Below are 24,863 nucleotides of genomic sequence, written 5' to 3' on the forward strand. Positions count from 1 at the left end.
CCGGATCGCTCCTGGTCAGGCCCATCCGCACCGCCGCTCGGGTAGCGCAACCCGGTCAGGCCAGGTCGATCGCGATCGCCGCGAGGCGCCCGTCGGCCTCGGCCCGCGCCCGCGCGTCGCCGTGCGCCTGGAGCACGCGCCAACCGTGCTCGTCGTCCCGCGCGTCCGGGAGGTCCAGCCACCGTCGGAGGAGGCCCAGATCCCGGCTCGCGAGCACCGCCGACCGCAGGCTCCCGGCGAGCTCGGCGCGCAGGCGCGCGACGCCCGGAGCCTGCGAATTCGGCAGGAGCGGACCGCGGTAGACGGCGAGCGCGTCGGCGACCCGGCCCGTGCGGATGGATGTCGCCGCCTCCTCCGCGTCCGACGCGAGCGGCCTCAGCAGCCGGTAGGGGCGGGAGCCGAGGAAGTCCGCGCCGATCGTCTTGCGCAGCCGCGAGACCTCCGCGCGCACGGTGACCACGTCGAGGTCGCGCTCGTCCAGCAGCAGTGCGAGGTGGTCCGCCGTGAGCCCCTCCGGGTGCCGCGCGAGCAGCGCGAGGATGTCGGCGTGGCGGCCGGTGAGCTGGACCTCCCGACCCTCGCGCTCGAGCACGGGCCGGGCGCCCAGCAGCCGCAACCGGGCCGACGGTGCCGGTGCGGGCTCGGTCAGCCGGAGCACGGCGAGCTGCCCCTCGACGGCGAGCGCCGCCGCCCGGACGAGCGCCAGGGCCTGCGGCGTCGCGACCTCCGGGCCGCCCGTCACGTCGAGGACGCCGACCGCCGCACGGGTGACGGGGTCGTGGATCGGGACAGCGGTGCAGTTCCACCGGTGCGCGAGCCGCGCGAAGTGCTCGGACCCCGCGATCTGCACCTCAGCGTCCAGCGCCAGCGCGGTGCCCGGCGCGTTGGTCCCCGCCGCGGACTCGCTCCAATCCGCGCCCGGCGTGAAGTTCATGGCCGCCGCGCTGCGGACCGCGGCACCGTCGCCCTCCACCCACAGCAGGGTGCCGTCCCGGTCCGCCACGGCCACCATCGCGCCCGCGGAACCGTCGACGAGCAGGTGCCGGATCACCGGCATCACGCCGGCCAGGGGGTTGCGGGCCCGCAGCGCGTCCAGTGCCTCGCTGCCCGACGGTGCCCCGCCGTCCGGGTTCACGCCCCCGGCCCGGCTGCGCTGCCAGCTCTCCGCGATGAGGCGCCGCAGGTGGGAGGCGCGCAGCGCAGCGTCGTCGACCGCACCGTCGACGAACATGCTGTGCAGCCGTGCGGCCGCACCCGCGGACGCGACGGCTCGGGATCCGGCAACCATCGTGCTACCGAAGATAGCGCCGAAGCGGGCCGTCCGGCAGCGTTCCGACAGGTCCGGCGACGCCGGGGCCCGGACCGGTCACCAGCCGGGATCGCCGACCATCTGCAGGCTCACGTAGGACGGCTGCTCCGGGCTCAGCAGCACCGTCTGCTTGCCGAAGCGGGTCTTCACCAGATCGGGAACGGTGGCCAGGTAGCGGGGCACGCTTCCGGCGTAGACGTCCACCCGCAGGCGATGGCCCTCCTCGAGCAGCGCGTCGGTGGGCACTACGTCGATGTCCAATTCGATGGTCTCGCCCGGCACCACCCGCTGCTTCGCCGACCAGGTGAGCGGATGGAAAGCGCTGAGCAGCTCACCGTCGAGGTCGAAGGCGCTGCGCGCGGGATCGACGGCCCGGTTGGACGCCAGCAGGGCGCCGCCGGAGAGCACCGTCGACGTGCCGTCCGGGGCGACGTCGTTGACGGTCACCGTCCAGATCGCCTCGTCGCCCTCGCACTGCGTCACGAGGTGCACGTTGATCGCGCCGCTGAGCTGCACCGGCACCGTCGCGGGCGGGGACGTGAAGGAGATCGCGCCACGCTCCTGGACGCCCGCGTTCTCGCAGGCCGGGACCGCCTTCGTCAGGCCTGCGAGCACCATCGTCAGGTCGGGGGAGGCCAGGCCGCGCAGGTCGATCCGCGTGGACGCCGCCTCGCGGCGGCGCGCCGGGAAGGTGGCGAGCGCACCGTCGTACCTCGCGTGGCCGGCCGTGCCCGACGGTGCCGGAGTGGCGTAGAGCCGCTGGGTGCGGGCGCCGATGCGCGGGAAGGACTCGCCCGCGGTCCAGCCGCCGCCCTGCTGCTTGAGCGTCACCGGGCCGTAGCGGTCCACGCCGTTGTCGATGCCCTTGAGCCAGCGGTCGTACCAGGCACGCTCGAGTACGTCGATCCGCGGCGGCGCCTGCGTGCCGCCGAAGCCCGCGCCCATGTCGAAGTGGAAGCCGTCGGTGATGACCATCTGCTTCTGTCCGGCAGGCAGATTCAGGCGCGCGAAGGTGCGGGGCGTGCTGCGGCCGAAGAGGTCGTGCCAGCCGCCGAACAGGAAGGTGGGCGCGGTGATCGCGTCGATGTTCGCGTTCCGCTCGGTGAAGTAGGGGTTGTCGTTGACCCGAGGATCACGGCCTGTGAGCACGCCCGTGACGACCGACGAGATCTCCGTCGCCGGCGAGACGATACGGCTGTGCAGCCAGCGGAAGACATTGCCGTTCACCGTGTCCCGCAGCAGCGTCCGCGGATTGTACAGCCACTTCAGCGCGTTCACGGCGCCGAGCCACAGCGGGATGAACACCGAGGGCAGGCCGCCCGTGATGTAGATGTCGCGGACGATGTCCTCACTGCCCTCGATCGCGAACACCGCGCCCAGGCCCTCCGGCGCGTGCCCGGCGGCCTGCAGCGAGTTGATCGCGGAGTACGACCAGCCGCCCATGCCGAGCTTGCCGTCGCACCACGGCTGTTCGCGGGCCCAGGCCAGCGCCTCGACGGAGTCCTGTTGCTCCCGCGGCCCGAGGATCTGCCAGACGCCGTGCGAGGTGCCGGTGCCGCGGACATCGACGATCACCTGGACGTAGCCGCTGCGCACCAGCCGCCGGTTGATGCCGAAGCCCTGCAGCAGGCCGCCGGAGAAGTCGACGGTGCCGCCCGTCAGAGTCTTCGAGGCGTTCGTCAGCGCCGGGCCGACGAACGCCGCGTGCGTCGTCTCGTCGATCGCATCGACGATCATCCGGTTGTACGGGTTGAGGTTGAAGATCGCGGGGTAGGGGCGTGAGGTGGGCACGCCGTCGATCTCCGCCGGGCGGATCACGGTGGCGCGGAGCACCACCCCGTCGGACATCCGGATGTCGACATTGCGGTCGATGTGGACGCGGGGATAGGTGAGTCGGCCGTCGACGGCCTCGCGCCAGGCGAGGGCGTCGGCGCCGCCGGTGGGGTCACCGAGGGGGAGGGCGTGGTCGACGCGCGCGTGGTGCTCGCTGCTGACGGGCGCGGGCAGCGCGGGGCTGCGGTCCCACAACGGGAACCGGACGCCCGACAGCCGGGCGTTCGCTCTACCGGATCGGCTGGTCGCCATTGCAACCCCTTCCTTCAATCGTCAACTTAGAGCACTGGTGACATACCTCACAAATTTGGGGTGCAGTTGTTGCAGATCCGATGCAGAACAGTTGCATTCCGTGTGGTGTCCGGATCACGCTGGATGCAGCACTCCGCACGTGCCTCCCGTGCCCGATAGGCTCGATCCCGCACATCGCTGACGAAGACCCGAATCCCGGAGGTTCCCCATGTCGCTGACCACCACGCTCCTCGATCCCGCGCGCCAGCCGGCCGTCGTCGCCGACTTCGCGTCGGTCGTCGAAGCCGAGGTCGGCGACAAGAGCGGCCTGTCCGGCACCGTCATCAAGACCGCCTACGCGGCGGTCAAGAAGGTCTCGCCCTCGGTCATCGAGTCGGCGCTGACCAAGCTGCTCCCGGACTTCGCCGCCGCACTCGACCCCTTCTGGACCGAGTTCTCGGCCCAGGGCCCCGGCGACTTCGGCCAATTCCTCGCCGCGCGCGGCGACGCCGTCGGTGACGCGCTGCTCGCGGTGACCGACAAGAAGGCCGAGTCCACCAGCCAGCCCGCGCTGCGCAAGGCCTACTCGAGCCTGCGCGGCAAGGCCAAGGAGAACGTCGTCGCGGCGCTGCCCCGCGTCGGCGCGGCCGTCCAGAAGAACGCCGCCTGATCATGGGGAAGGTGCAGCTCCACGGCTCGGACCAGCTGACCACCGCGGTCGAGCACGCCTACAGCGCCACGGTGCCGGCGGGCACCACGGTGCACATCGCCGGCGTCGCGCCGCTCGATGCGGGCGGCACGACCGTCGCCCCCGGCGACGTCCAGGGCCAGGTCCGCGCCGCCGTCGCCAACCTCCGGGTGATCTTGGGGGAGCGCGGCGCCGAGCTTGCCGACGTCGCGCGACTGACGGTGTTCGTCGCCGAACACCTGCAGGTCGACCTGCAGGTCGCGGTGGACACCCTCGCGGAGGTCTTCGTCGACCTGCCGCCGCTGTCGGTGATCGGTGTGAGCCGGCTCCGGTACGACGACCAGGTGGTCGAACTGGAGGCAGTGGCCGCAGTGTGACGGTCGACCCGTCGTCCAGCCGGGCGATGGGTGGCCCGGGCAGGCGGCGCTGTGAGCGCGCGGCCGTGACCTGTGACAACGCGCACAGGTTCGCGGTCGCGCAAGCGCTCGCCACAGTGGTTCGTTCGCGCCGAACGGCAGGGTCTACCGTGGAAGGCGTGAGTACGCCTTCTTCCGCAGATGCCGTGGCCACCGTGATCACCGGGGCGAGTTGGCCCCGGATCCTGACCTGGCGGTCCGCGGACGGGAACCTGTTGGAGTCCGTCCGGGTGCAGCTCAGTGGCGACCGGATCAAGGCCTATGGCCGGATCATCTCGGCGCCGACGGGCGACAGTCCTGCGTTCAACGCCTCCTACGACCTGGTCACCGACGACGAGGGCGTCACCAAGCGGCTGTCGGTGCACGCCCTGACGGCAGCCGGTGAGTCCCAGGTGACCATCGCCCGGGACGGCGAGAACCACTGGCTGGTGCAGGGCGCGCAGGGCTCCGAGCGCGGCTTCTTCTCCGGCGCCCTGAGCGTGGACGTGCTCAAGTCCGCGTTCTTCAACGCCCTGACGATCCGCCGGTTCGACCTGCAGAGCCATCCCGAGGACATCGACGTGCCGGTCGTGTACGTGGATCTGCCCAGCCTCGCGGTCAAGGAGACGGTCATCAACTACGACGGTGCCGCCGACGGCATCACGGTGATCTCGCCGATCAGCAGCTCCAAGGTCTCCGTCGACGCCGATGGTTTCGTCGTCGACTACCCGGGCCTGTCGACCCGCGTCGAGTAGGTCGCCGCGAGCGGCGTTCAGTCCAGAGAGGTGATCACGCCACCCGCGTGACCGGCCTCGCGCAGCGCCCGCTGCCACCCCGCCCCGTCGAGTACGGGAGCGATCGGGGTGCGGCGGGCGTTCTCGTACCGCTTGCGCGCCGCGTAGCCCCGCTCGGTGATCGTCCCGACCGTGCCGCGTTCGGCCAGTTCGGCGCGGGCCGCGGTCAGCTCGGCGATCGTGTCGTCGAGGGCGTCGAGCAGGGCCTCGGCGTTGGCCTCGCACATGGCGTTCACCAGCGACGGTGCGGTGCCCGCCACCCGCGTGACATCCCGGAAGCTGCTCGCCGCCAGCGAGTGGGCCAGCTGCTTGGCCGCGGGATCCAGTTCTGCGGTGATGGCCACGGCCTCGGCCACCACGTGCACCGAGTGCGAGATCCGTGCCACAGCGGCGTCGTGCTCCGCGGAGCCCGCGGGCACGATGACGGCGCCGCAGTCCAGGCCCACCGTCGCGGCCAGCCGCCAGGCGTGCGTGGGAGTGTCATCGTCGGCGGTGACGACCCAGGTGGCACCGTCGAAGAGGGTGGCGTCGGTGGCCTCCCAGCCGGAGAAGGCGGTCCCGGCCATCGGATGGCCGCCGGCGTACCGCCCCGTCAGGCCCGCTGCGGCGACCCGCCGCGCGACGTCCCCCTTGACGCTCACCGCGTCGGTGAGCCACGCGTTCGGGGCGTGCTCCGCGACGGCGGCCAGCACGCCGTCGAGCGCCGGGACGGGGACGGCGACCACGATCACGTGCCCGCCCTGATCGGCCCGACGCAGGGTCGCGACCAGGTCGGACGAGGCGTCGAAGCCGGCGGCGTCGGCGTCGTCGACCGCGGCGGCGGAGCGGTTCCAGCCGTACGCCGGGCGACCGGCGCGGCCCAGGGCCCGCAGGATCGAGCCGCCGATCAGGCCGAGGCCGAGGACGCACACGGGGACGGCGGAATGAGGAGCACGCTGCGCAGACACCCCGACAGCGTTCCACAGCCGCGTTCGGAAGCCGGATGGACGTGTCGCGGACGGGCGTTTGCGGATACGGTTTCACCCATGGCCGCACAGACCTCACCGGAGCGCTACGACGACACCGACGGCTACGCCGTGGCAGTGACCCGCGAGGAGACCACCTGGACCGTGCACCTCCTCGACCCCGGAGCCCTGGGCAGCATCGCCAAGGCCGAGCAGGAGATCAAGGCGCTGCGCGTCACCGGCGCGGTCTTCGGCCTGCTCAACGTCGACGACGAGTACTTCGTCGTCGTCCGGCCCGGTCCCTCGGGCACACGACTGCTGCTCTCCGACGCCACCGCCGCCGTCTTCGACGAGCTCGCCGAGCAGGCGCTCGAGCGGCTCAACATCGACGTGCCCGACATCGACCCCGAGGAGATCGAGGAGACCGACCCCTGGCCCGAGGGCGACCTGGCGATCCTCGGCGATCTGGGGCTGGGGGAGCAGGAGCTCGGCGTCCTGCTCGCGGATCCCGACCTGTACCCGGACGAGCAGCTCCAGGTGATCGCCGAGCGCCTCGGCTTCGACTCCCAGCTCGGCGCGGTCCTGGACTCGCTCGGCTAGTGGCGTTGCTGGACGCCGAACGCGCGGCCATGGGCTTCGCGCTCGAGGCCGCGGGTCTCTCGGGGCCCGACGACGTGCCGGTCGGCGCTGCGGTCCTCGCGCCCGACGGTGCCGTGCTCGCGCTCGCCGGGAATCGTCGGGAACAGCTGGGCGACCCGACGGCCCACGCGGAGATCCTCGCCCTCCGGGCCGCGGCGGCCCGGTTCGGGGACGGCTGGCGCCTCGGCGGCTGCACCCTCGCGGTGACCCTCGAACCGTGTGCGATGTGCGCGGGCGCGCTGGTCTCCGCCCGGATCGAGCACCTGATCTTCGGGGCCTTCGAACCCAAGACCGGCGCGGTGGGCTCGGTCTGGGACGTGGTGCGCGACCCGCGCGTCACTCACCGGGTGACGGTGCGCGGCGGGGTCCGCGAGGCGGAGTGCGCGGCGCTGCTGCACGACTTCTTTCAGCCGCACCGGTCCTGACCTGCCGATTTATCTCCCGGGGCGACTTCCGGTAAAGTACTCCGGCGGTGGCGTGTCCGAGCGGCCGAAGGTGCAACACTCGAAATGTTGTGTGCGGTAACCCCGTACCGGGGGTTCAAATCCCCCCGCCACCGCCGAGAGAGGCCCTCTCCGACCCCGGTCGGAGAGGGCCTCTCCGTTCTGGGGCGGCGTGCCGGCCGCGCGGCCCCGCGGGGTGCGCCGCAGCCACCACTCGCAGAAGCCGATCGCGATCAGCCAGCTCGGCCAGGCGACGATCGCCGGCCCCCACGAGTCCATGAAGGACTCCGGCACGCCCGCGGCGTCGAGGACGAGGAACGAGACCGGCCCCAGGATCCGGTTGATGATCACCGAGTACATCAGCGCCGCGCTGCGCAGCATCCAGCGTCGATGCGCGGACACGTCGCCGCCCACGATCGCGCGGACGCCGAGCGCCGTGAACAGCAGCATGAGCGAGCCCAGCGTGACGTTGGAGGCGGCATTCACCGGCCCGAAGGGTGTGACGGTGCCGATCGCGATGGCCGCGAGCCCGACGGGCAGCGCGCACGCGACGTAGATCCGGCCGGCGATCCAGTGGTAGCGCGCGAACCAGCGCCGGCCGAGCTGGACCAGCCCGGCGAGCATCGCGACGGACCCGAGCAGGATGTGCCCGACGAGGAGCCCGTAGTACCAGTTCGGCTGGTCGTCGAGCGGGACGCGGCTACCGCCCGTGAGGTAGGGCGGGAGGGAGTAGGCGAGGAAGACGAGCACCACCAGGGCGCCGACCAGCAGTTTCTTCATGCTCGGAACGCTAGGAGTCGTCCGCGCGTGGGCGGATCACTCGCACGGGTGGCGCTGCGTAGTCCGCTCGGGTGAGAGACCTCGCCGCACTCGCCGTTCCGCGGTCGGATCATGGCCGCCGCGCTCGCGGACGTCAGTGGGAGGTGAAGAAGCCGATCGCCCTGCCCCCGTTGTCGCAGCGCGCGAGCATGCCGGGGGTCGTCGGGAAGGTGCAGTTCCAGCCCTCGACGGTGACGGGCTGCCCTGTCGCGATCTTCGGCCCGAACGCGGTGGCCACGCGCATCGCCTCGGCGCAGTCGACCTTGGCGGTCCCGAGGGCGTGCACGTACAGGGCCCCGTCGGGGCCGCGGGTCTGCCCGCACATCTCGGCGCGGGTCTCGGCGGCGGCCGCGGTCGTGGTGGCCGACGGTGCGCCGGACGGCGCGGGGGCGGTGGATGAGTCGGAGGAGCTGCCGCAGCCGGCCAGGAAGAGGCCGCACGCTGTGGCGGCTGCGACGGCTGTGACAGGCGTTGCGATGCGCTGAAAGGCGGTCATACCGTGCACAGTACCTGCGTCTCGGTGATGAGCCTCACAAAACTGCCGGTCAGCGACTTTATTGCGGACGGAAACCATCGGTACACTCGACAGCGACTCGTAACACGCAGCCCTCGCGCCTCGACGACTCGGAGTACCTCCATGGCACTGTTTCTGTACCGGGTGGGTAGGTTCGCCTACCTCAACCGATTCAAGGTCATCGCCGTGTGGCTGTTGCTGCTCGTCGCCATGGGGCTCGGCGCCGGGGCACTGAGCAAGCCCACCGTCGATAAGTTCTCGCTGCCGGGCATGGCGTCGGAGAAGGCCACCGACATCATCCGGGACAAGATGAGCGGCTCCAGCGACGATCCGTTCACCTCCGCCTCCGCCACCATCGTCTTCCATGCGAAGACCGGCACGCTGTCGGACCCCGGGAACTCCGCCGGTATCGACAAGACGATCGCCGATCTCAAGGCCCTGACGGACGGCGACAACAAGCAGCTGGTCACCGATCCGGAGCTGCTGCACAACCCCACGGTCAAGCTGGACCCGTCGACGCTCAGTGAGGCTGAGAAGCAGAAGGCCGCGGCGATGGCGGAGCAGCAGAAGGACATCGCCTCCACGAAGACCGAACCGCAGAAGCAGGCCGACGCGGCGGTGCTCTCGACGGTCAGTCCTGACGGCAAGACCGCGAAGGTCACCGTGAACTTCCACGGCAAGGTCACGGACCTGCCCAAGGAGACGCCGCAGCACATCAAGGACGCGATGCAGGCGGGTCAGGACGCGTCCGGCGGGTCGCTGCAGGTCGAGGCCGACGGTTCCGCGACCAAGGGCATGGAGCCCATGGACGGCACGAGCGAGATGATCGGCATGCTGGTCGCCGCCGTGGTCCTCATCATCACCTTCGCCTCGCTCGTGGCGTGGGGCCTGCCGCTGCTGAACGCGATCATCGCGGTGCCCGTCGCACTGTGCGGCGTCATGATCGCCACGCACTTCGTCGAGCTCGGCTCCTTCCCGACGGTGCTGACGTCCATGATCGGCCTGGCCGTCACCATCGACTACGCGCTGTTCATCGTCTCGCGCTACCGGCACGAGCTCCGACGCCTCGGCGCCACCACACGGGAACAGCGGGCGGAGGCCGCGGGTATCGCGGTGGGCACGGCCGGATCCGCGGTGATCTTCGCGGGGCTGACGGTGATCATCGCGCTCGCCGCGCTCGCGTTCATCGGGATGGACTTCCTGGGCCAGATGGGCGTCGCCGCGGCGTGGGGCGTCGCTGTCGCCGTCGTCGTCGCGATCACGCTGCTGCCCGCCCTCCTGGGCCTGTTCGGCTCCAAGGTCTTCGCGGGCCGGGTCAAGGGCCTGCACCCGCAGGACACCGACCAGGGCGAGGGCAGGGTCGCGAACGGCCTGCGCTGGGCGCACGTCGTCAAGAAGGTCCCGGTCGTCACACTCATCGCGGGCGTCGCGGTGCTCGGCATTCTGGCGATCCCCATGAAGGACATGAAGACGGCCCTGCCGAGCTCGGGCATGAGCGAGAAGTCCACGTCGGAGCGCAAGGCCTACGACCTGATCACCGAGGGCTGGGGCAAGGGCGCCAACGGCACCCTGCTGGTCGCGCTCGACGGATCGAAGGCCGACCCGAAGCAGCGACTGCAGGCCTACGGGAAGATCGTCACCGCGCTCAACACCGATCCCGCGATGTCGAAGTACGTGGCGAACGCGCAGATCGCGCAACTCGGCCCCGACGCGCAGGCGGCCACGGTGATCGTGACGCCCAAATCGGGCCCGAACGACGACGACACGAAGGAGCTGGTCAAGCTCCTGCGCAACCTGCCCAACGGCCCGGACGGAACCGCGCAGAGGCTCGGCGTCGACGTCGGCGTGGCCGGCACGACAGCCATCCAGATGGACGTCTCGGACAAGCTCAGCGGCGCCATCGTCCCCTACCTCATCATCGTGGTGAGCCTCGCGTTCCTGCTGCTGCTCATCGCCTTCCGCTCGATCCTGGTGCCGCTCACGGCGGCGCTCGGCTTCCTGCTGTCGGTGGTCGCCACGTTCGGCGTGACCTCGGCGATCTTCACCGACGGTGCGCTCGGGTGGATCGACAACACGCAGCCGCTGGTGGCCTTCCTACCGATCTTCATGATCGGCATCGTCTTCGGGTTGGCGATGGACTACCAGGTTTTCCTGGTCTCCCGGATGCGGGAGGAGTTCACCCACACCGGCGATGCCACGCAATCCGTGGTGACGGGCGTGCAGTACGGCGCCCGCGTGGTGACCGCGGCGGCGATCATCATGATCTCGGTGTTCGCCTCGTTCATGCTCAACGACCAGGTGTTCATCAAGGAGATCGGCTTCGGCCTGGCCGCCGCCGTGCTGCTCGACGCGTTCGTCGTCCGGATGGTCGTCATCCCGTCGATCATGATGCTGCTCGGCAGGTGGGCGTGGTGGCTGCCCAAGTGGCTCGACAAGCTCCTGCCGAACGTCGACATCGAGGGCGAGGCGCTCGTCGCGATGCTCGGCCGTGGAGATGCGGGGGCCGACACCGTCGCCTTCCCCGCCCCGGCTACCGCCGAGATCCCGGTCCCCACTGAACAACTCGTCGCCGCAGGCCCCACCGACGTCCACGCCCGCGGCAAGGCCCGCGTGCAGCAGCTCAACGGGGTCGACAGCGTCGACACCAACGGCTTCAACGGGCACGCGAACGGCGTCGCTCGTCCCTCGGACGCGCCCACGGGCCCCGTTCCCCTGGTGCCGCTCGCGAAGGACGAGCCGGCCACCGTCGAACAGGCCACGCAGGCCGAGGCGCCCGAGCCCACTGCGCAGGACACGGGGGAGTACCCGGTGGCGCGGCCCGGTGTTCCGCGGCCCGAGCAGACGACCACGGGACCGATCGTCGGACGCCCGCGCGGCGACCGGACCTTCGACGAGATCGCCCAGCTGCGCGAGCAGAACAAGGTGATCGCGGCGGAGCTCAGTGCGCTGCGGTCGGACTACCGGTCCATGGCGAGCCGGACTCGCCTGCAGAGCGAACACATCAGTGACCCCACGCGTTTCGACATCGACGGGCGCCTCGAGGGGCCCGACGGTCCGCTGGGCCGTGCGGGTCGGTTGCTCACCCCGCACGGTGAGATCCTCACGCCCGCCTTCATTCCCGTGGGTACCAAGGCCACGGTGAAGACGGTGCTGCCGGAGGCGGTCTCGGAGTTGGGGGCGCAGGCGGTGCTCGCGAACGCCTACCACCTGTACCTGCAGCCCGGTCCGGACATCGTCGAGCAGGCCGGCGGGCTCGGGAAGTTCATGAACTGGGACGGCCCGACCTTCACCGATTCCGGTGGCTTCCAGGTGATGTCGCTGGGTTCCGGGTTCAAGAAGGTCATCGACATGAACGGCGGGGAGGAGCTCCAGGGCGACGACGCCATCGCGGAGGGCAAGGACCGCCTCTCGCGCGTCGATGACGACGGTGTCACCTTCCGCAGCCACATCGACGGCACCGAGCACCGGTTCACCCCGGAGGTGTCGATGCAGATCCAGCATCAGCTGGGCGCCGACATCATCTTCGCCTTCGACGAGCTCACCACCCTGCACAATTCCCGTGCATACCAGGTGGAGTCACTGGAGCGGACCCGCCTGTGGGCCCGCCGCTGCCTGTCCGAGCACAACTGGCTCACGGCGCAGCGGCACGACGCGATCTCCCTGTGGGGCGTCGTACAGGGTGCGCAGTACGAGGACCTCCGGCGCAAGGCGGCGAAGGACCTGCGCGCCCTGAGCGACGAGGACCGACTGTCCGGCGGTCTCGGCTTCGGCGGTTACGGCATCGGCGGCGCCTTGGAGAAGGCGAACCTGTCGACGATCGTGCGCTGGGTGAACCAGGAGCTGGAGGAGGACAAGCCGAAGCACCTGCTGGGCATCTCCGAGCCGGACGACATCTTCGCCGCGGTCGAGCAGGGCATCGACACCTTCGACTGCGTGTCCCCGTCGCGGGTGGCGCGCAACGGCGCGATCTACTCGCTGGACGGCCGCTACAACGTCACCAATTCGCGGTTCAAGACGGACTTCCGTCCGCTGGACCCGGAGACCGAGAACTTCACGTCGCAGTACACCCGCGCGTACATCCATCACCTGTTCAAGGCGAAGGAGGGCCTCGCGGCCACGCTCGCGACGATCCACAACGAGCAGTTCATCGTCTCGCTGGTCGCGAAGATCCGGCAGTCGATGCTCGACGGGACGTACTGGGAGTTCAAGGAGGAGTTCCTGGGTCGCTACTACCGCGGCACCCAGCACCACCTCGCCAAGTCCGACTAGGCCGGAACGCTTCGGTCACGAACCCCAGGGATCCGGGGGCGTGACCGAAGTCTTCGGCTCAGAGGGGGAGGGTCCACGGCGCCCGGGGCAGCTGCGCGGGGTCGAAGCCGTCCAGCATCTCCTGCGGGGTGCCCCCGCGCAGCCCCAGGCTCGCGGCGATCTCCGGCAGGACCACGGCGGGCCCGCCGCGCCGAGAGAGGGTGACGGCACCGTCGCGCTTGGCGAGCCGGACGCCGGTGGGGCCCAGCACGAGTGGCACGTGCGCGTAGGTCGGCGGCGCGCCGCCGAGCAGGGTGGTGAGGTACGCCTGGCGCGGCGCGGAGGAGAGCAGATCGTCGCCGCGGACCACCTGATCGACGCCCTGGGCGGCGTCGTCGACGACCACCGCCAGATTGTAGGCGTAGGTGCCGTCGCCTCGGCGGAGCACGAAATCGTCGACCGCGCCGGTGTATTCGCCGCGCAGCACGTCCGTCACGGTGAACTCGTCGACCGTGGAGCGCAGTCGCAACGCCGCCGGACGATCCCGCCGCCGGACCACCCGCTCGGCCTCGGTGAGATCGCGGCACGTCCCCGGATAGGCCCCCTCGGGGGCGTGCGGCGCCGACGGCGCCGACAGGATCTCCCTGCGCGTGCAGTAGCACTCGTACACATCGAGCTCCGCGATCGCGGCGGCGTACAGGTCGCTGCGTTCCGACTGCCGGACCACGGCGCCGTCCCAGTCCAGCCCGATGGCCGCGAGGTCCGCCAGCTGCCCTGCCTCGGCTGCCCGGGAGCTGCGCCCGGTGTCCAGATCCTCGACGCGGAGCAGGAATTCGTGCCCGGTCGACCGGGCGAAGAGCCACGCGAGCAGCGCCGTCCGCAGGTTCCCGATGTGCAGGTCGCCCGAGGGGCTGGGGGCGTACCGTCCCGCTGTCATCACTCGAGTCTACGAACGCTGCGCACGCGGCCGAGGGTGTCGGCCCAGCCCGCGACGTGGTCCACGAGCTCCGGCGGCCGCACGACGGTGACCTCGGCGCCCAGGACCGCGATCGCCATCGCGGCCCAGTCCAGGGAGTCGGCGTCCATCCGGACGACGGTGGTGGCACCGTCGGGCTCGATCCGGGCGTACCGGCCGATGGCGGCCCGGACCCGATCCTCCGGGGCGTCGACGTGGAACTCGATCGCGTATCCCGGCGTCCGCTGGCCGACCGCCCGGCGGACGTACGCCGCGGCGTCGGCGGCGGGCAGTTCGCGGGGCCGGAACCGGACGCCGGTGCGTGACGGTGCGTCCATCCGGTCCAGCCGGAAGCTGCGCCAGTCGTGACGATGCAGGTCGTATGCCACGAGGTACCAGCGCCGCCCCAGTGGCACCAGCCGCAGGGGCTCGGCCAGGCGCTGCGTCGCGGCACCGTCGGCGGCGGTGTAGTCGAACTCGATGCGCTCCTCAGCCCGGCAGGCCTCGGCGAGGCCGGTGAGGATCCGCGGGTCGACGGAGGGGCCGCCCGGCAGGCCCGCGGGCTGGGTGACGGCGCCCAGGGCCTCGACCCGCTTACGCAGTCGCGGCGGCATCACCGCCGCGACCTTCCCGAGCGCGCGCACCGAGGTCTCGGCGATGCCGGCGATCCCGCCTTGCGCCGCGGTCTGCAGGCCCACGGCGATCGCCACGGCCTCCTCGTCGTCGAGGACCAGCGGCGGCAGGGCGGCACCGGCGGCCAGCTGGTAGCCGCCGTCCACGCCGCGGGTGGCGTTGACGGGATAGCCGAGATCGCGCAGCCGCTCGATGTCGCGCCGCAGGGTGCGGACGGAGACCTCCAGCCGGTCGGCCAGTTCGCCGCCCGGCCAGTACCGGTGCGTCTGCAGGAGGGACAGCAGTCGCAGGGTGCGGGAGCTCGTGTTCGCCATGTCTTCCAGTGTGTTTTCCATTACGGACAGAAACTGACACTAATACCTCATAGCCTTCTAGACATGACCGAGACACAGAACATCTCCGCAGAGCGCACCGACATCCTCGACCTCCTCGCGGGTCGCAGGCACTTCCTCCGGTTCACCGCGCAGAACCTCACAGACGAGCAGGCGACCACCCGTAGCACCGTCAGCGAGCTGACGATCGGTGGGCTGATCAAGCACGTCACCGCGGTCGAGAAGGGGTGGCAACAGTTCGCGAAGGGCGAGGGCCACGTGATGGCAGACATCGACTGGGAGAACCCCGCCGACGGGCAGATCGAGGCGTTCCAGAACGGCTTCCGGCTGGTCGACGGTGAGACCCTCGAGTGGGCTCTCGCCGAATACGAGCGGACGGGCGCCATCACCGACGAGATGGTGCGCACCGCGGATCTGGACGCGTCCTACGAGCTGCCCGAGGCGCCGTGGCAGCCGCCGGGCGTCTTCTGGTCGGTGCGCCGCGTCTTCCTGCACATCGCGGCGGAGACGGCGCAGCACACCGGCCACGCCGACATCATCCGCGAGGCGATCGACGGCCAGAAGAGCATGGGATAGCGGGATTTCCCCACGGCGGGGTCACGTGTCGGTGGCCCCGCCTACGATCGGACGCGTGGACCTCCCCGTGAACCCGCCGCTGGACCCGATGCTCGCCAAGGCCGCGAAGGCCGTGCCGGGCGAGGGCTACTCGCACGAGCCGAAATGGGACGGCTTCCGCGCCCTGATCTTCCGCGACGGTGACGAGGTGTTCATCGGCTCGCGCAGCGGCAAGGATCTCGGGCGGTACTTCCCGGAGGTGGTGGCCGCCGCGCGTGCGGAGCTGCCGGAGCGGTGCGTGCTCGACGGCGAGATCGCCGTCGCGGCGCATCGCGAGGGCCGCAAGCGGCTCGACTGGGAGTCGCTCTCGCAACGGATCCATCCCGCGGAGTCGCGGATCACCAAGCTCTCCGAGGAGACGCCGGCGATCTTCATCGGCTTCGATGCGCTCGCGATGGCGGACGTCGACCTCATGGGTAAGCCCTTCACCGCGCGGCGCGAGGTCCTCGAGTCCGCCTACGCCGGCACCGGCACCTGCAAGATCAGCCGCGTCACCACCGACGCCGCCGTGGCCGCCGACTGGTTCGAACGGTTCGAGGGCGCCGGCCTCGACGGGGTGATCTCCAAGCGGATCGACGGGCACTACCTGCCCGGCAAGCGCGAGATGATCAAGGTCAAGCACGCCCGCACCGCCGAGGCGGTGGTCATCGGCTACCGGATGCACAAGTCGCAGCCGAACGCCGTCGGGTCCGTCCTACTCGGGCTGTACCGGGACGACGAGATGCTCTCGATCGGCGGGATCGGCGCGTTCACCGCGGCCAAGCGCGAGGAGTACCTGCAATTGCTCGAGCCGATGCGCACCGCGGAGTCGGCGCAGGGCGAGCCGAACCGCTGGTCCTCCGCGGAGAAGACGGGGGAGTGGGTGCCGGTGCGTCCCGAGCTCGTCGTCGAGTTCGACTACGACCAGATGGAGGGCATGCGCCTGCGGCATACCGCGAAGTTCAAGCGCTGGCGCCCCGACCGCGAACCGTCGAGCTGTGGGTACGAGCAGCTCGACGTCCCGGTCAACTACGACCTCGACGACGTCCTGCAGGAAGGGAAGTAGATGGCCAAGACGCCGGCGGCGGAGGTCGTCGTCCCGGGGCCCGACGGTGACCGCACCGTCCGGGTCTCGAGCCCGGACCGGATCATCTACCCCGCCACCGACCTCACCCCCGAGGTCTCCAAACTCCAGGTGGCGCAGTACTTCGCGGCGGTCGGCGAGCCGCTGCTCGCCGCCATCGGGGACCGCCCCACCGCGCTGGAGCGGTGGCCGGGCGGCGTCCATCCCGGAGGCAGGCTGGCCGTCGGGCCCAAGGACAACGACGCCGACGGTTTCTATCAGAAGCGGATGATGCGCGGCGCGCCCGACTACGCGAGGACGGTGCGCATCGCGTTCCCGTCCGGCCGCCCCGCAGACGAGCTGTGCCCCTCCGAGATCGCCATCCCGGTGTGGTGCGCGCAGATGGGCACCATCACCTTCCATCCGTGGCCGGTACGCAGCGCCGACGTCGACCATCCCGACGAGTTGCGGATCGACCTGGACCCGCAGCCCGGCACGGACTTCCGGGACGCGGTGCGCGTCGCCGGCATCGCGCGCGAACTCGCCGGCGACCTCGGCCTGCGCGCCTACTGCAAGACGTCGGGCAATCGCGGCGTGCACGTCTTCATCCGCATCGCGCCGCGCTGGGACTTCGTGGACGTACGGCACGCCGCGATCGCCTTCGGCCGCGAGCTGGAGAAGCGCGACAGCGGAGTGACGACGGCATGGTGGAAGGAGGAGCGGGGGGCAAGGATCTTCGTGGACTACAACCAGAACAGCCGCGACCGCACCATCGCCTCCGCCTGGTCGCTGCGGGCCGTGCTGGGCGCCACCGTCTCCACCCCGCTCACCTGGGAGGCACTCGCCGAGCTGCGGGATCCCCACGAGCTCAACCTGTTCACCGTGCCCGAGCGCCTCGCCGACGGGAACCCGTGGGCCGACATGGACGAGGTCGCGCACGACCTCACGCCGCTGTTGGAGCTGTGGGAGCAGCACCCCGTTGAACTGAACTACCCGCCCGACTACCCCAAGATGCCCGGCGAGCCGCCCCGTGTGCAGCCCAGCAAGAAGGTCGCCGAGCACTGGGACGCCGAGGGCAACCGACTTTGAATTCGCTGAGTCAGAATCTCACGAGATCACCGGGTTCCGTTTGCCGGCTGGTAGCTCGTGAGACGGCTTCTTCGACGATAGTCAGCTCGTACAGCAGGTGATCCTTCACCGGGATGCTGGCGATCTGAATCGCGTAGATGCGAGCCGCTAGATCTTTCGTACCTAAAGATACATGTTCGGTCGGCACAAGTTCGCCAAGCGCATCGACGAGCTGACGAGTGTAGTCCGGAGTACCAGCCAGGTCGCGAGGCATTCCTCGGAGAATCGACTTAATGTGTTGCATCTCGAATTCCGCAACTCGGCTGAACTCGATTTGCGAGAGAACGCTTGCAGCTCTGGTGGTACTCGGATCCGAAATCGGTACCGTCTGAGTGTGAATGATACTGGGCGTCACGCGCGCGTCCAGTTGGCGGAGCAGCTGTATCTGCTCGTCGCACAGAGTCTTCAGCGAGTCGATGCCAGTAATGACCGCGCGTACCAGGCGGTGAAATCCGTCGGTTCCAGTGAACCGTCCGGGTTCGATAGGTGTACCCCAGGGGCTGACGCGTACGGGCTCGGTCTTGATATTCCACGTGAGATCTCCGAACATCGTCTGCCACGAAGATGGGAAGAATTCAGCATACACCTCGGCTGCCCGGGCGACGATAGAAGTGTCGGTAAGAACGGTTCGAAGGTCGTCTACAGTCGGTTCGAGATCAATCATCGGCGCCAAACGGGTGGACAGGTATTGCTCGAGCGGAACTGTGAATTCAGCCTGCTTTGAATGATCGAATGCGGACCACTTGTCGCGGTAAACATATTTGAACAGTTCGCAACGGCCGTCTTCGAAGAACCACGGTCCGGCGATCGTTTCGTACAGGTCTATTGCTGATCGATAAAACAGGGAAGCGCGGTTGATCTGGGTCTCGTCATTGCGGTATATTTTCTGCGGCAATCTGTGGGGAACTTGAGCAGTCATGAGGCTGGCGACCTTCTGTCGGCTCCACCACAAACCGAACGATGCCGGCCGAGCGGTGGCGTTCATGAGGACTGAGGGGTCGGGTGTGAATGTGGCTCCCGGTGAGAAAACTGCGACAGTGGACAACGCCGAGTAGCGCTGTCCGATTGCTGCCAGGGATGCCTCGCCTCCGGTGCAGGACCCGTCGAAGACGCTCAGTTCAGAGCCTGAAGCAGCGATGCGCTCGAATATCCTCCTGAGCTCGCCGTAGTCGACCCACGCTTCTGTGCCCAAGCCCTTCGGGTCATCTGTGGCGGGTAGCCCGACTAGGATCGAATGTGTGTCGCACGCTTCAGTGCCGGTGTCGGAGTAGGCGCGGGCTGAGGCCCCATGGGTTGCTAGATACACGAATACGCGGTCGGATGGGCGACACGTCAATGCGACGCGGCGGAGCGCCGTGAGGCCGAAGTCCTCTGACTGCGTCACGATCGTCTTGTATCCCCGGGTCCGCAAGACAGCGGCGGTGTTGTCCACTGCCGAATGCCAATGCTGATGCCACATGATAATCGCGGTCGCAGTCTGCGGGGTCGCGATAAAGTCAGCATCGCTCGTCGATGTGGTCCACGCGCCCAGTGCGTTCCCATTCGGATGCGTGGCACGAGACTCGAAGTTCATGCCGGCCCGGGCTAGGACTCCGACGCCCCATGGGCTCGAGACGAAGATCTCATCGTGGCCATCCCCGTCAAGGTCGGCGATCGCGAATCGGTTGTCCCGCGTGTTAAGAAGCCACTGGCCCAGCCGAGTGCCATTCGATACGACGACGGATGTGCGCAAGGTGCCGCTGTCAATCCCCGCGATCGCGATGCCCGATTTTCCGGTGATGAGAAGGTCGGAACGGCCGTATCCGTAGAAGTCGGCTGCCAGGCTGAGTTGATTGTCATGGCAGTCGAGAGCCCAGCCGCCGAGGTTGGCGCCGTCGTCCACGACTGCGATCGCCTTGAGGGTGGAGCCGTCGACACCCAGTATCGCCAGTCCTCGCTGATTGTTCACCAGAATTCGCGCAACGCCGCGTCCGTCGAAGTACGCCACACACTCGATCCTGTCCTGTGTGGTGTCGAGGCGCCAGCCACCGAGATCGATACCGTTAGGAATCGCGGTGACGGTAGTGAGAGCTCCGCCGATCCAGCCGAGTACGGCGAGCCCCCAAGGGCTCGTGACGAGGACCTGTGCGCGTCCGGCCCCAGTGAAGTCGGCGATTGCTACAAAATTGTTATCCGCGGTGTTGAGCAACCACTGTCCGAATCGGGTTCCGTTGGGGGCCAGCATTAGTGTTGTCAGGCGACCGTTGAAACTCAGCAGCCCAAGCCCCCAGTCGCTGGTAACGAGGAGTTCCTCGCGGCCATCACCGTTGATATCCCCGGATCCCTGTATCGTGTCGGTTGCCGTGTTTACCACCCAGCCGCCGACGCGTGAACCGTTCTGGGCCATCGCGATGCTCGTCATCTGGCGTCCGCGCGCCTTCAGTACCCCCAATCCCCACGGGCTGGACAGGAGAACCTCTCCGATTCCGTCCCCGTCAAGATCGGCACGCGCTCGGACTACACATTCGGTGCTGCCCAGTAGCCAATCGCCAATGCGGGAGCCGTTGCGGGCGAAGTACGGCGCATCGAGGTTGCGTCCGTCGAATCCGATCACGCCCCAGCCCGATTGTGTCGTGATGATGATGTCATCGCGGTCGGCTGATACGGTTCTGAGAGTGGTCATTTCGCTGCTTCCGATGGTTGGGGGTGGCGGGGATGCGCGCAATCTGTCACAGCTCGACCTCGTCGGCGAACACGAGGCGCTGTTCCCACCGGGGGTCCCCACCGGGCTGGTCCGGATCACCGGGGAAGCGCTCCCATTCCTCCACCGTCACCCGGCATCCTGATCCACCGGAGGGCGTTCGGATGCCGGTCCCCGCGGGTGGGGTCAGTTTCGCTGACCACTGCCTGACCGGGCCTCCGGAGGTAGCCAGATCGGCCAGTTCGGCATGGGCGATCGACCGCCAACCGAGGTCGCCGGGGAGATCCGGAACGCGTTCCTGCAGAGTGGCGACGAGGACCCGCTCGGAGCCGCCGAGGCGAGTCGCGGAGGGACCGGCGACGGCCACTCGGACGGCCCCGTCATCCACCTGCGTGACGTGGAGGGTGCGCTCGGGTGGGATCGGGGAGAAGTCGCAGACCGTCGGCGCGGAGAGCTCGCAGCCGGCGATACTGTCCGGCTGGTACCGAGCCACGGCCAACCGGAGGAACGGCCACGCCGCGTCCCGTGGATGAAGCGCGACGTCGACGAACCAGAGCCGGCGATCGGCGTTGTACCGGGGTGCGTAGCCGAGTGCGGTGACGCGGTAGGTCGAGTCGGGGCCGGCCGGAGCGTCCAGATGCGGCCCGATCCGGCACGGCTCGGACGGATCGCGTCGATCATCCAGGCCGGCCGTGGTCAGGAAGTCCGTCATGGTCAACCCGTGCAGGTCACCGTCGAACGCGGACTCGGTCTCCCAGATCGGATCGGCCGCCCAGCGGGAGTGCGGTCCGGTACCGCCGTTTCCGGGGCTGGGGGACAGCAGAACAGCGAGGAGCTCACCGTCGCCTGAGCCGAACCACGGCCGGTGCAGGTAGATCCGCACTCCCGCGCGACGATCCCGCCGGAGCGCGAGTGGCTGACCAACTTGGTACGGTCTGTCCGTCGACCAGCGGAACAGCGGGACCACCGAATGAACTTGTGGTGCTGGTGGCCGCGAGGACGAGGGAACCGATACCCGGATAGACGCGCTCATCACATGGGTCTCGGGCTGGGGGTCGGCCGGATCCTCGGGCAGGAAGTACTCCCGGAATCGGCTCGAGGCGATGAATCGGTAGTCGATGTCGCGATGCTTGGTATCGCCGAAGTCGTGGCGCGTTCCGTGCAGGCGGACGGTGGCGTCCTCGGGCCAGGCGACGTCCCCGTCGGGCAGGTCGTCGCGCGACCACAGCAGTGCCAGTCGTTCCGTCTCCTCGACGGCGGTCCTGAACGCATCGACGGTGCTGGACGTGCGCACGGGCCCGGCGCTTGCGAGATCGTCCGACACATCGGTCCAGCTGCCGCGAAGGCAGAGGTCTCCGGTGCTGCCTCCGTGAACCACGATGCTTCCGTAGATGTTCGCGTAGGTCGAGGCATCGGTGCGGCCGGCTTCCAGGCTCAGGATTGTCGGTGCTACGACGGGCCGATTCACGGCGTGGACCAGGCGCACCTCCTCCGCGGGCGTGAGCGACCAGAGGTAGCCGTCGTGGGCAGCGGTGAGCATGCCGGACAGGTCGCGGAGGGACTCGGGCTGCGCGCGCCAGCTGCCGAGTAGATCGGGTGCTCCCTCGCGCAGGGAAGATGAGACGCGGACCCGCAGTGTCGCGCCCGCGGGAATGACGAATCGGGCCTCGCCGTTCGCTGCGGATGCAGTCGGCCGGTCGGGGAAGGCTGTACCTGTGAGCGTGATCTGCGCCGAGGACGCCTCCGGCCAGACCGCGGCGTCGGACGGATAGTCCAGGCTGAAACCTTCGATGCCGAACGGCGGTTCGAGCGCAGGGGACAGTTGCGCGTCCGGGAATTGGAACGCGGTTCCGCGAACGAGCGGATCGGGCAGGTAGGGAACTCGCATCGGCGTCCCCGGATGCCGCACGTACTGCTTGGCCGGCATCGGTTCACCCTGGGGCAGCGGAAGTTCGACCCGGTCCTGCTCGTCCGCACCCGGCTCGAGTTCGACGACGAGGGTGCCCTTCGGCAACTCGTCGAAGACGCCCGGGTCGGAGATTCGTGCGATCCGAGGGTCCGTGATCGATCCGCTCTCCCTCAGTGCCGCGCCGAGCGCGAGGCGGATCCCTGCGGACCTGTCACCGGCGGTGCGCTCGCCTCGGACCATCGCATCGAACGCACCGTGGTGCTCGGCTTGCACCTGCGATACCTTGGGCGGCACCACGAGCCGCTGGTTGACCTCGCCCGTCGTCGTCACGGTGATCGCCAAGGTCTCGGGGTCCTGCTCCACCGAGGACCTGATCACCATCACCCGCTGGGACTCGGCCGAGGAGTACCGGCTCCTGGGCACGAGGGTCGGGGGCTGCACCGGATCCCACCTCAGGTACGGGCGCGGCACGGTGACGGTGCGCCTTCCGTCCCGGAAGGCGTAGTCGTTGTCCTGCCCGCCGTAGAGACGGGCGAATTGCGTTGCCAGCACGTGCGAGAGGACCCGTGGGTCCGTCTCGGCGAGCGCGCCGAAGTCGTCCGCGTACGCCTGTCGGAGAACGTCCCGCGCAGCGGAGGTGAGCTTGCTCCCGGGCGTGGTGCTCGGCGTCATGACATCACGGATGACGCCGAGTCGTGCGGCGAACCGGGCCGCGATGGCGGCGTGGACCGGTTCGGGGAGCGCCGGGACGGGAGGTCCGAGGGGCGGGGAGGTGATGGCGTCCTGCGCGTGCTGCAGCAGCCCGGAACCGACCGCTCCCAGGCGCTCTCCGAGACTCGACAGCGAGCTCCACGCCGCGATCTGCTCGGCCGCGAACGAACCCGGACCGACCGATTCGAGGAGTCCTCGCCAGTGGGCTTCGGCTGCATCCTGGTCGGTGTCGACCGGGGGCTCGGGGCGTACGTTGCCCGCGAGGTCCACCATCCACGCCCGGAACGCGTAGGAATGACCGTATCGCAACGCGGGAAGCGTGCCCGGAACCGAACGGTGCCGGAAGGTCAGGGGGTTGGTCGGGCGGTCCGCTGCCGTCGGGTCCGGCAGCACCTGCTCGCGCATCGCCGGGTGGCCGTGCTCATCTAGCTGAGGCGTACCGTCCGGCCGGAGCAGGGGGACGTTGTCGATACGCCGGCCCGGCCGTGGCACGGACAGATTCCAGCCCTCCCATCCGAAGACGGCCTCGTGCGCGTGCACGGTGTCCTCCGGCTTCTTGTCGGGGGTCATTCCCTGTTCGACGGGGCCGCCCTGGAGGAAACCATGACCGGCACCGAGATCGCGCTCGGTCCCGTCGGTGAGCAGAGTCACCGTGGTGGTGCGGGCATGCAATGATCGCCAGATTCCGTCCGCGGTGTCCATCGCCTCCACGCGGATACCGCGAGCGACGTCCTCACTGAACAGTTCCGCACCCAGACCCACCGTGTCGCGCAACTCCTTCTGACGAGGAAGGCTGTTGCGCACCGTATCGGCCCTCCCGGTACGCACGACGGTGAACCCGCTGGAACGCAACGCCGGTGATGCCGCGTCGACCTGCTCGCCGTTGTACTCGGCGAACGTCAGTCGTGGAAGCAGCCGGACGTACTGATCGGTCTTCAGAGCGGTACCGTCGGCATCGGCGTCCAACACCGAGAAGTGCGACGAATCCCCCACTGCCAATGCGCCATCGGTCCAGTCGACGTCGGAGGGCACCGTCACGAGGGCACCGTCGAGGGTGGAGCGGCAGACGGTGCGCGGCGCCGCGCCGGTCACGTCGCCGACGGTGATCTCGGCGGAGATCCAGTCGGCGGTGCGCAGCGATCCCGGTTCGAGCACTGCGAGATCGATCACCAACCCGAGCCGGCGGAGCAGATCGGGATGATCGCCGAGCGCTCCGATCCGTTCGTGGAACTCCGGGTCCCGTGCAGGCAGTGGAGGCAGCGGAGCAGCCGGTACGGGCGTCGCCGTATACGGCGTTTTCGTGTCCGGGCGGTCGTAATGGCGGCGCGCCTCGTGGAGGCGCTCGAGCATCACCCCGACAGCACCGCGTTCGTCCAGGTGCGCCTCCCGGATCGGGCGCCGGCGCAGGTCACCGTCTGGCATGTCACCCAGCCCGATGCGTCTGTCGTACTCCGCGGTCAATCCCTCGTCGTCCACGGTCAGCCGGATGGGGCTCCCGGTCGCGTCCTTCTCGGTGGGGAGGAACCCCTGACGATGACCGCGCCGGGGCCTGCGGAGCTCGGCCAACAGGGCCGGTCCGAGCGGGTGCTGCAACGGGGCTGGCGGGCGCTCGATCGACGACGCGGCGGTCAGCAGCCCCACCATGGCACCGAGGTCGTGGACTGCTGCGGCATCGAAGGTGCCCCACGGACTGTCGTACAGGTCGGGCACGTCATTGAACCGGACCGGTGTGTCGGATGGGAACAACGCCGCCCAGAGACCGGGTTCGAGGATGTCGCCTCGCGCCTCGAAGAGCGGGCGCGCAGGCACGGCAGTGCCGTTGCACAGCAGGTTCACCCGGAGGCTGTCGGCGACTACCGCGGTCCACTCAGCGAACGTGGGGAAGTCCCCGAGGTGGTCGGCACCGTCGAGCTTCGGGCTGATGAACACCGAGACGTGGAACCGGTCGTCATCTCGGGTGGAATGAGGCAGGGCGATCGCGATGAAGTTCTCGGCCATCAG

17 protein-coding genes, 1 tRNA gene and 2 pseudogenes are annotated in these 24,863 nt (G+C 69.3%); 11 read left to right on the forward strand and 9 right to left on the reverse strand.

Annotation, left to right across the window (positions count from 1 at the left end):
- Positions 1-55: 55 nt before the first annotated feature.
- On the reverse strand, positions 56-1,288 hold the full coding sequence (locus tag ABZX10_RS05715) for a GAF domain-containing protein (protein ID WP_355535567.1): 1,233 nt from the start codon (positions 1,286-1,288) through the stop codon (positions 56-58).
- 78 nt (positions 1,289-1,366) lie between these two features.
- Complete coding sequence (locus tag ABZX10_RS05720) at positions 1,367-3,394, reverse strand: CocE/NonD family hydrolase (RefSeq protein WP_355535570.1); 2,028 nt, start codon at positions 3,392-3,394, stop codon at positions 1,367-1,369.
- A 208-nt stretch (positions 3,395-3,602) separates the two neighbouring features.
- Here ABZX10_RS05720 and ABZX10_RS05725 point away from each other — a divergent pair, with 208 nt between their 5' ends.
- The 3 genes from ABZX10_RS05725 (at position 3,603) to ABZX10_RS05735 (ending at position 5,211) form a co-directional block, all read left to right on the forward strand.
- Positions 3,603-4,043 (forward strand): hypothetical protein, encoded by a 441-nt coding sequence (locus ABZX10_RS05725; RefSeq protein ID WP_355535573.1) that lies wholly within the window; start codon positions 3,603-3,605, stop codon positions 4,041-4,043.
- A 2-nt stretch (positions 4,044-4,045) separates the two neighbouring features.
- Positions 4,046-4,438 (forward strand): RidA family protein, encoded by a 393-nt coding sequence (locus ABZX10_RS05730; RefSeq protein WP_355535576.1) that lies wholly within the window; start codon positions 4,046-4,048, stop codon positions 4,436-4,438.
- A 158-nt stretch (positions 4,439-4,596) separates the two neighbouring features.
- Positions 4,597-5,211 (forward strand): putative glycolipid-binding domain-containing protein, encoded by a 615-nt coding sequence (locus ABZX10_RS05735; RefSeq protein WP_355535579.1) that lies wholly within the window; start codon positions 4,597-4,599, stop codon positions 5,209-5,211.
- A gap of 17 nt (positions 5,212-5,228) precedes the next feature.
- Here ABZX10_RS05735 and ABZX10_RS05740 read toward each other — a convergent pair whose 3' ends face one another.
- The gene (locus ABZX10_RS05740) at positions 5,229-6,197 is read right to left on the reverse strand and encodes a prephenate dehydrogenase (protein ID WP_355535582.1); all 969 of its coding nucleotides are present in this window, start codon (positions 6,195-6,197) and stop codon (positions 5,229-5,231) included.
- Between the two features lie 78 nt (positions 6,198-6,275).
- On the opposite strand from ABZX10_RS05740, the gene ABZX10_RS05745 reads away from it, so the two are divergent.
- The 3 genes from ABZX10_RS05745 to ABZX10_RS05755 all read left to right on the forward strand — a co-directional run bounded on the left by ABZX10_RS05745 (position 6,276) and on the right by ABZX10_RS05755 (position 7,392).
- Positions 6,276-6,794: a tRNA adenosine deaminase-associated protein gene (locus ABZX10_RS05745; RefSeq protein WP_355535585.1), complete on the forward strand. Its 519-nt coding sequence runs from the start codon at positions 6,276-6,278 to the stop codon at positions 6,792-6,794.
- 29 nt (positions 6,795-6,823) lie between these two features.
- A complete protein-coding gene (locus ABZX10_RS05750) occupies positions 6,824-7,258 on the forward strand; it encodes a nucleoside deaminase (RefSeq protein WP_355535705.1) in 435 nt (144 codons plus the stop codon).
- Positions 7,259-7,304: 46 nt separating this feature from the next.
- Positions 7,305-7,392, forward strand: a tRNA-Ser gene (locus ABZX10_RS05755).
- A gap of 151 nt (positions 7,393-7,543) precedes the next feature.
- On the opposite strand, the pseudogene ABZX10_RS05760 reads toward ABZX10_RS05755, so the two are convergent.
- A pseudogene (locus tag ABZX10_RS05760) lies at positions 7,544-8,056 on the reverse strand (DUF2306 domain-containing protein); the annotation flags it as partial.
- Positions 8,057-8,189: 133 nt separating this feature from the next.
- A complete protein-coding gene (locus ABZX10_RS05765) occupies positions 8,190-8,591 on the reverse strand; it encodes a hypothetical protein (RefSeq protein WP_355535588.1) in 402 nt (133 codons plus the stop codon).
- Positions 8,592-8,879: 288 nt separating this feature from the next.
- Here ABZX10_RS05765 and ABZX10_RS05770 point away from each other — a divergent pair.
- Positions 8,880-11,018, forward strand: a pseudogene (locus ABZX10_RS05770) (MMPL family transporter); the annotation flags it as partial.
- A gap of 615 nt (positions 11,019-11,633) precedes the next feature.
- Positions 11,634-12,878 (forward strand): tRNA guanosine(34) transglycosylase Tgt, encoded by a 1,245-nt coding sequence (tgt, locus tag ABZX10_RS05775; RefSeq protein ID WP_355535708.1) that lies wholly within the window; start codon positions 11,634-11,636, stop codon positions 12,876-12,878.
- A 58-nt stretch (positions 12,879-12,936) separates the two neighbouring features.
- Here tgt and gluQRS read toward each other — a convergent pair whose 3' ends face one another.
- A complete protein-coding gene (gene gluQRS, locus ABZX10_RS05780) occupies positions 12,937-13,794 on the reverse strand; it encodes a tRNA glutamyl-Q(34) synthetase GluQRS (RefSeq protein ID WP_355535591.1) in 858 nt (285 codons plus the stop codon).
- Positions 13,794-14,759 (reverse strand): YafY family protein, encoded by a 966-nt coding sequence (locus tag ABZX10_RS05785; protein ID WP_355535594.1) that lies wholly within the window; start codon positions 14,757-14,759, stop codon positions 13,794-13,796. Before ABZX10_RS05785 ends, gluQRS begins: the two co-directional genes overlap by 1 nt.
- 63 nt (positions 14,760-14,822) lie before the next feature.
- Here ABZX10_RS05785 and ABZX10_RS05790 point away from each other — a divergent pair, with 63 nt between their 5' ends.
- The 3 genes from ABZX10_RS05790 to ABZX10_RS05800 are packed head-to-tail and all read left to right on the forward strand — an operon-like array spanning position 14,823 to position 17,523.
- Positions 14,823-15,353, forward strand: coding sequence for a DinB family protein (locus ABZX10_RS05790; RefSeq protein ID WP_355535597.1), 531 nt, complete (start codon positions 14,823-14,825; stop codon positions 15,351-15,353).
- Between the two features lie 55 nt (positions 15,354-15,408).
- Complete coding sequence (locus ABZX10_RS05795; RefSeq protein ID WP_355535600.1) at positions 15,409-16,437, forward strand: ATP-dependent DNA ligase; 1,029 nt, start codon at positions 15,409-15,411, stop codon at positions 16,435-16,437.
- Entirely contained in the window at positions 16,438-17,523 is a 1,086-nt protein-coding gene (locus ABZX10_RS05800) for a DNA primase small subunit domain-containing protein (protein WP_355535603.1), read from the forward strand.
- Positions 17,524-17,533: 10 nt separating this feature from the next.
- On the opposite strand, the gene ABZX10_RS05805 is transcribed toward ABZX10_RS05800, so the two are convergent.
- Positions 17,534-20,224 carry a VCBS repeat-containing protein gene (locus ABZX10_RS05805; protein WP_355535606.1) on the reverse strand — a complete coding sequence of 897 codons (2,691 nt, stop codon included), beginning with the start codon at positions 20,222-20,224 and terminating at the stop codon, positions 17,534-17,536.
- Between the two features lie 46 nt (positions 20,225-20,270).
- On the reverse strand, positions 20,271-24,860 hold the full coding sequence (locus ABZX10_RS05810) for a hypothetical protein (protein ID WP_355535609.1): 4,590 nt from the start codon (positions 24,858-24,860) through the stop codon (positions 20,271-20,273).
- Positions 24,861-24,863: the final 3 nt, after the last annotated feature.

The sequence above is a fragment of the Tsukamurella sp. NPDC003166 genome, assembly GCF_040611135.1.
Taxonomy (GTDB): Bacteria; Actinomycetota; Actinomycetes; order Mycobacteriales; family Mycobacteriaceae; genus Tsukamurella.

Coding starts and splice junctions, on each gene's coding strand:
- ABZX10_RS05790 (WP_355535597.1), top strand. CDS start 14,823: ATGACCGAGACACAGAACATCTCCGCAGAGCGCACCGACATCCTCGAC.
- ABZX10_RS05785 (WP_355535594.1), bottom strand. CDS start 14,759: ATGGCGAACACGAGCTCCCGCACCCTGCGACTGCTGTCCCTCCTGCAG.
- gluQRS (WP_355535591.1), bottom strand. CDS start 13,794: ATGACAGCGGGACGGTACGCCCCCAGCCCCTCGGGCGACCTGCACATC.
- ABZX10_RS05730 (WP_355535576.1), top strand. CDS start 4,046: ATGGGGAAGGTGCAGCTCCACGGCTCGGACCAGCTGACCACCGCGGTC.
- ABZX10_RS05745 (WP_355535585.1), top strand. CDS start 6,276: ATGGCCGCACAGACCTCACCGGAGCGCTACGACGACACCGACGGCTAC.
- ABZX10_RS05810 (WP_355535609.1), bottom strand. CDS start 24,860: ATGGCCGAGAACTTCATCGCGATCGCCCTGCCTCATTCCACCCGAGAT.
- ABZX10_RS05800 (WP_355535603.1), top strand. CDS start 16,438: ATGGCCAAGACGCCGGCGGCGGAGGTCGTCGTCCCGGGGCCCGACGGT.
- ABZX10_RS05720 (WP_355535570.1), bottom strand. CDS start 3,394: ATGGCGACCAGCCGATCCGGTAGAGCGAACGCCCGGCTGTCGGGCGTC.
- ABZX10_RS05765 (WP_355535588.1), bottom strand. CDS start 8,591: ATGACCGCCTTTCAGCGCATCGCAACGCCTGTCACAGCCGTCGCAGCC.
- ABZX10_RS05715 (WP_355535567.1), bottom strand. CDS start 1,288: ATGGTTGCCGGATCCCGAGCCGTCGCGTCCGCGGGTGCGGCCGCACGG.
- ABZX10_RS05805 (WP_355535606.1), bottom strand. CDS start 20,224: ATGACCACTCTCAGAACCGTATCAGCCGACCGCGATGACATCATCATC.
- ABZX10_RS05725 (WP_355535573.1), top strand. CDS start 3,603: ATGTCGCTGACCACCACGCTCCTCGATCCCGCGCGCCAGCCGGCCGTC.
- ABZX10_RS05750 (WP_355535705.1), top strand. CDS start 6,824: ATGGGCTTCGCGCTCGAGGCCGCGGGTCTCTCGGGGCCCGACGACGTG.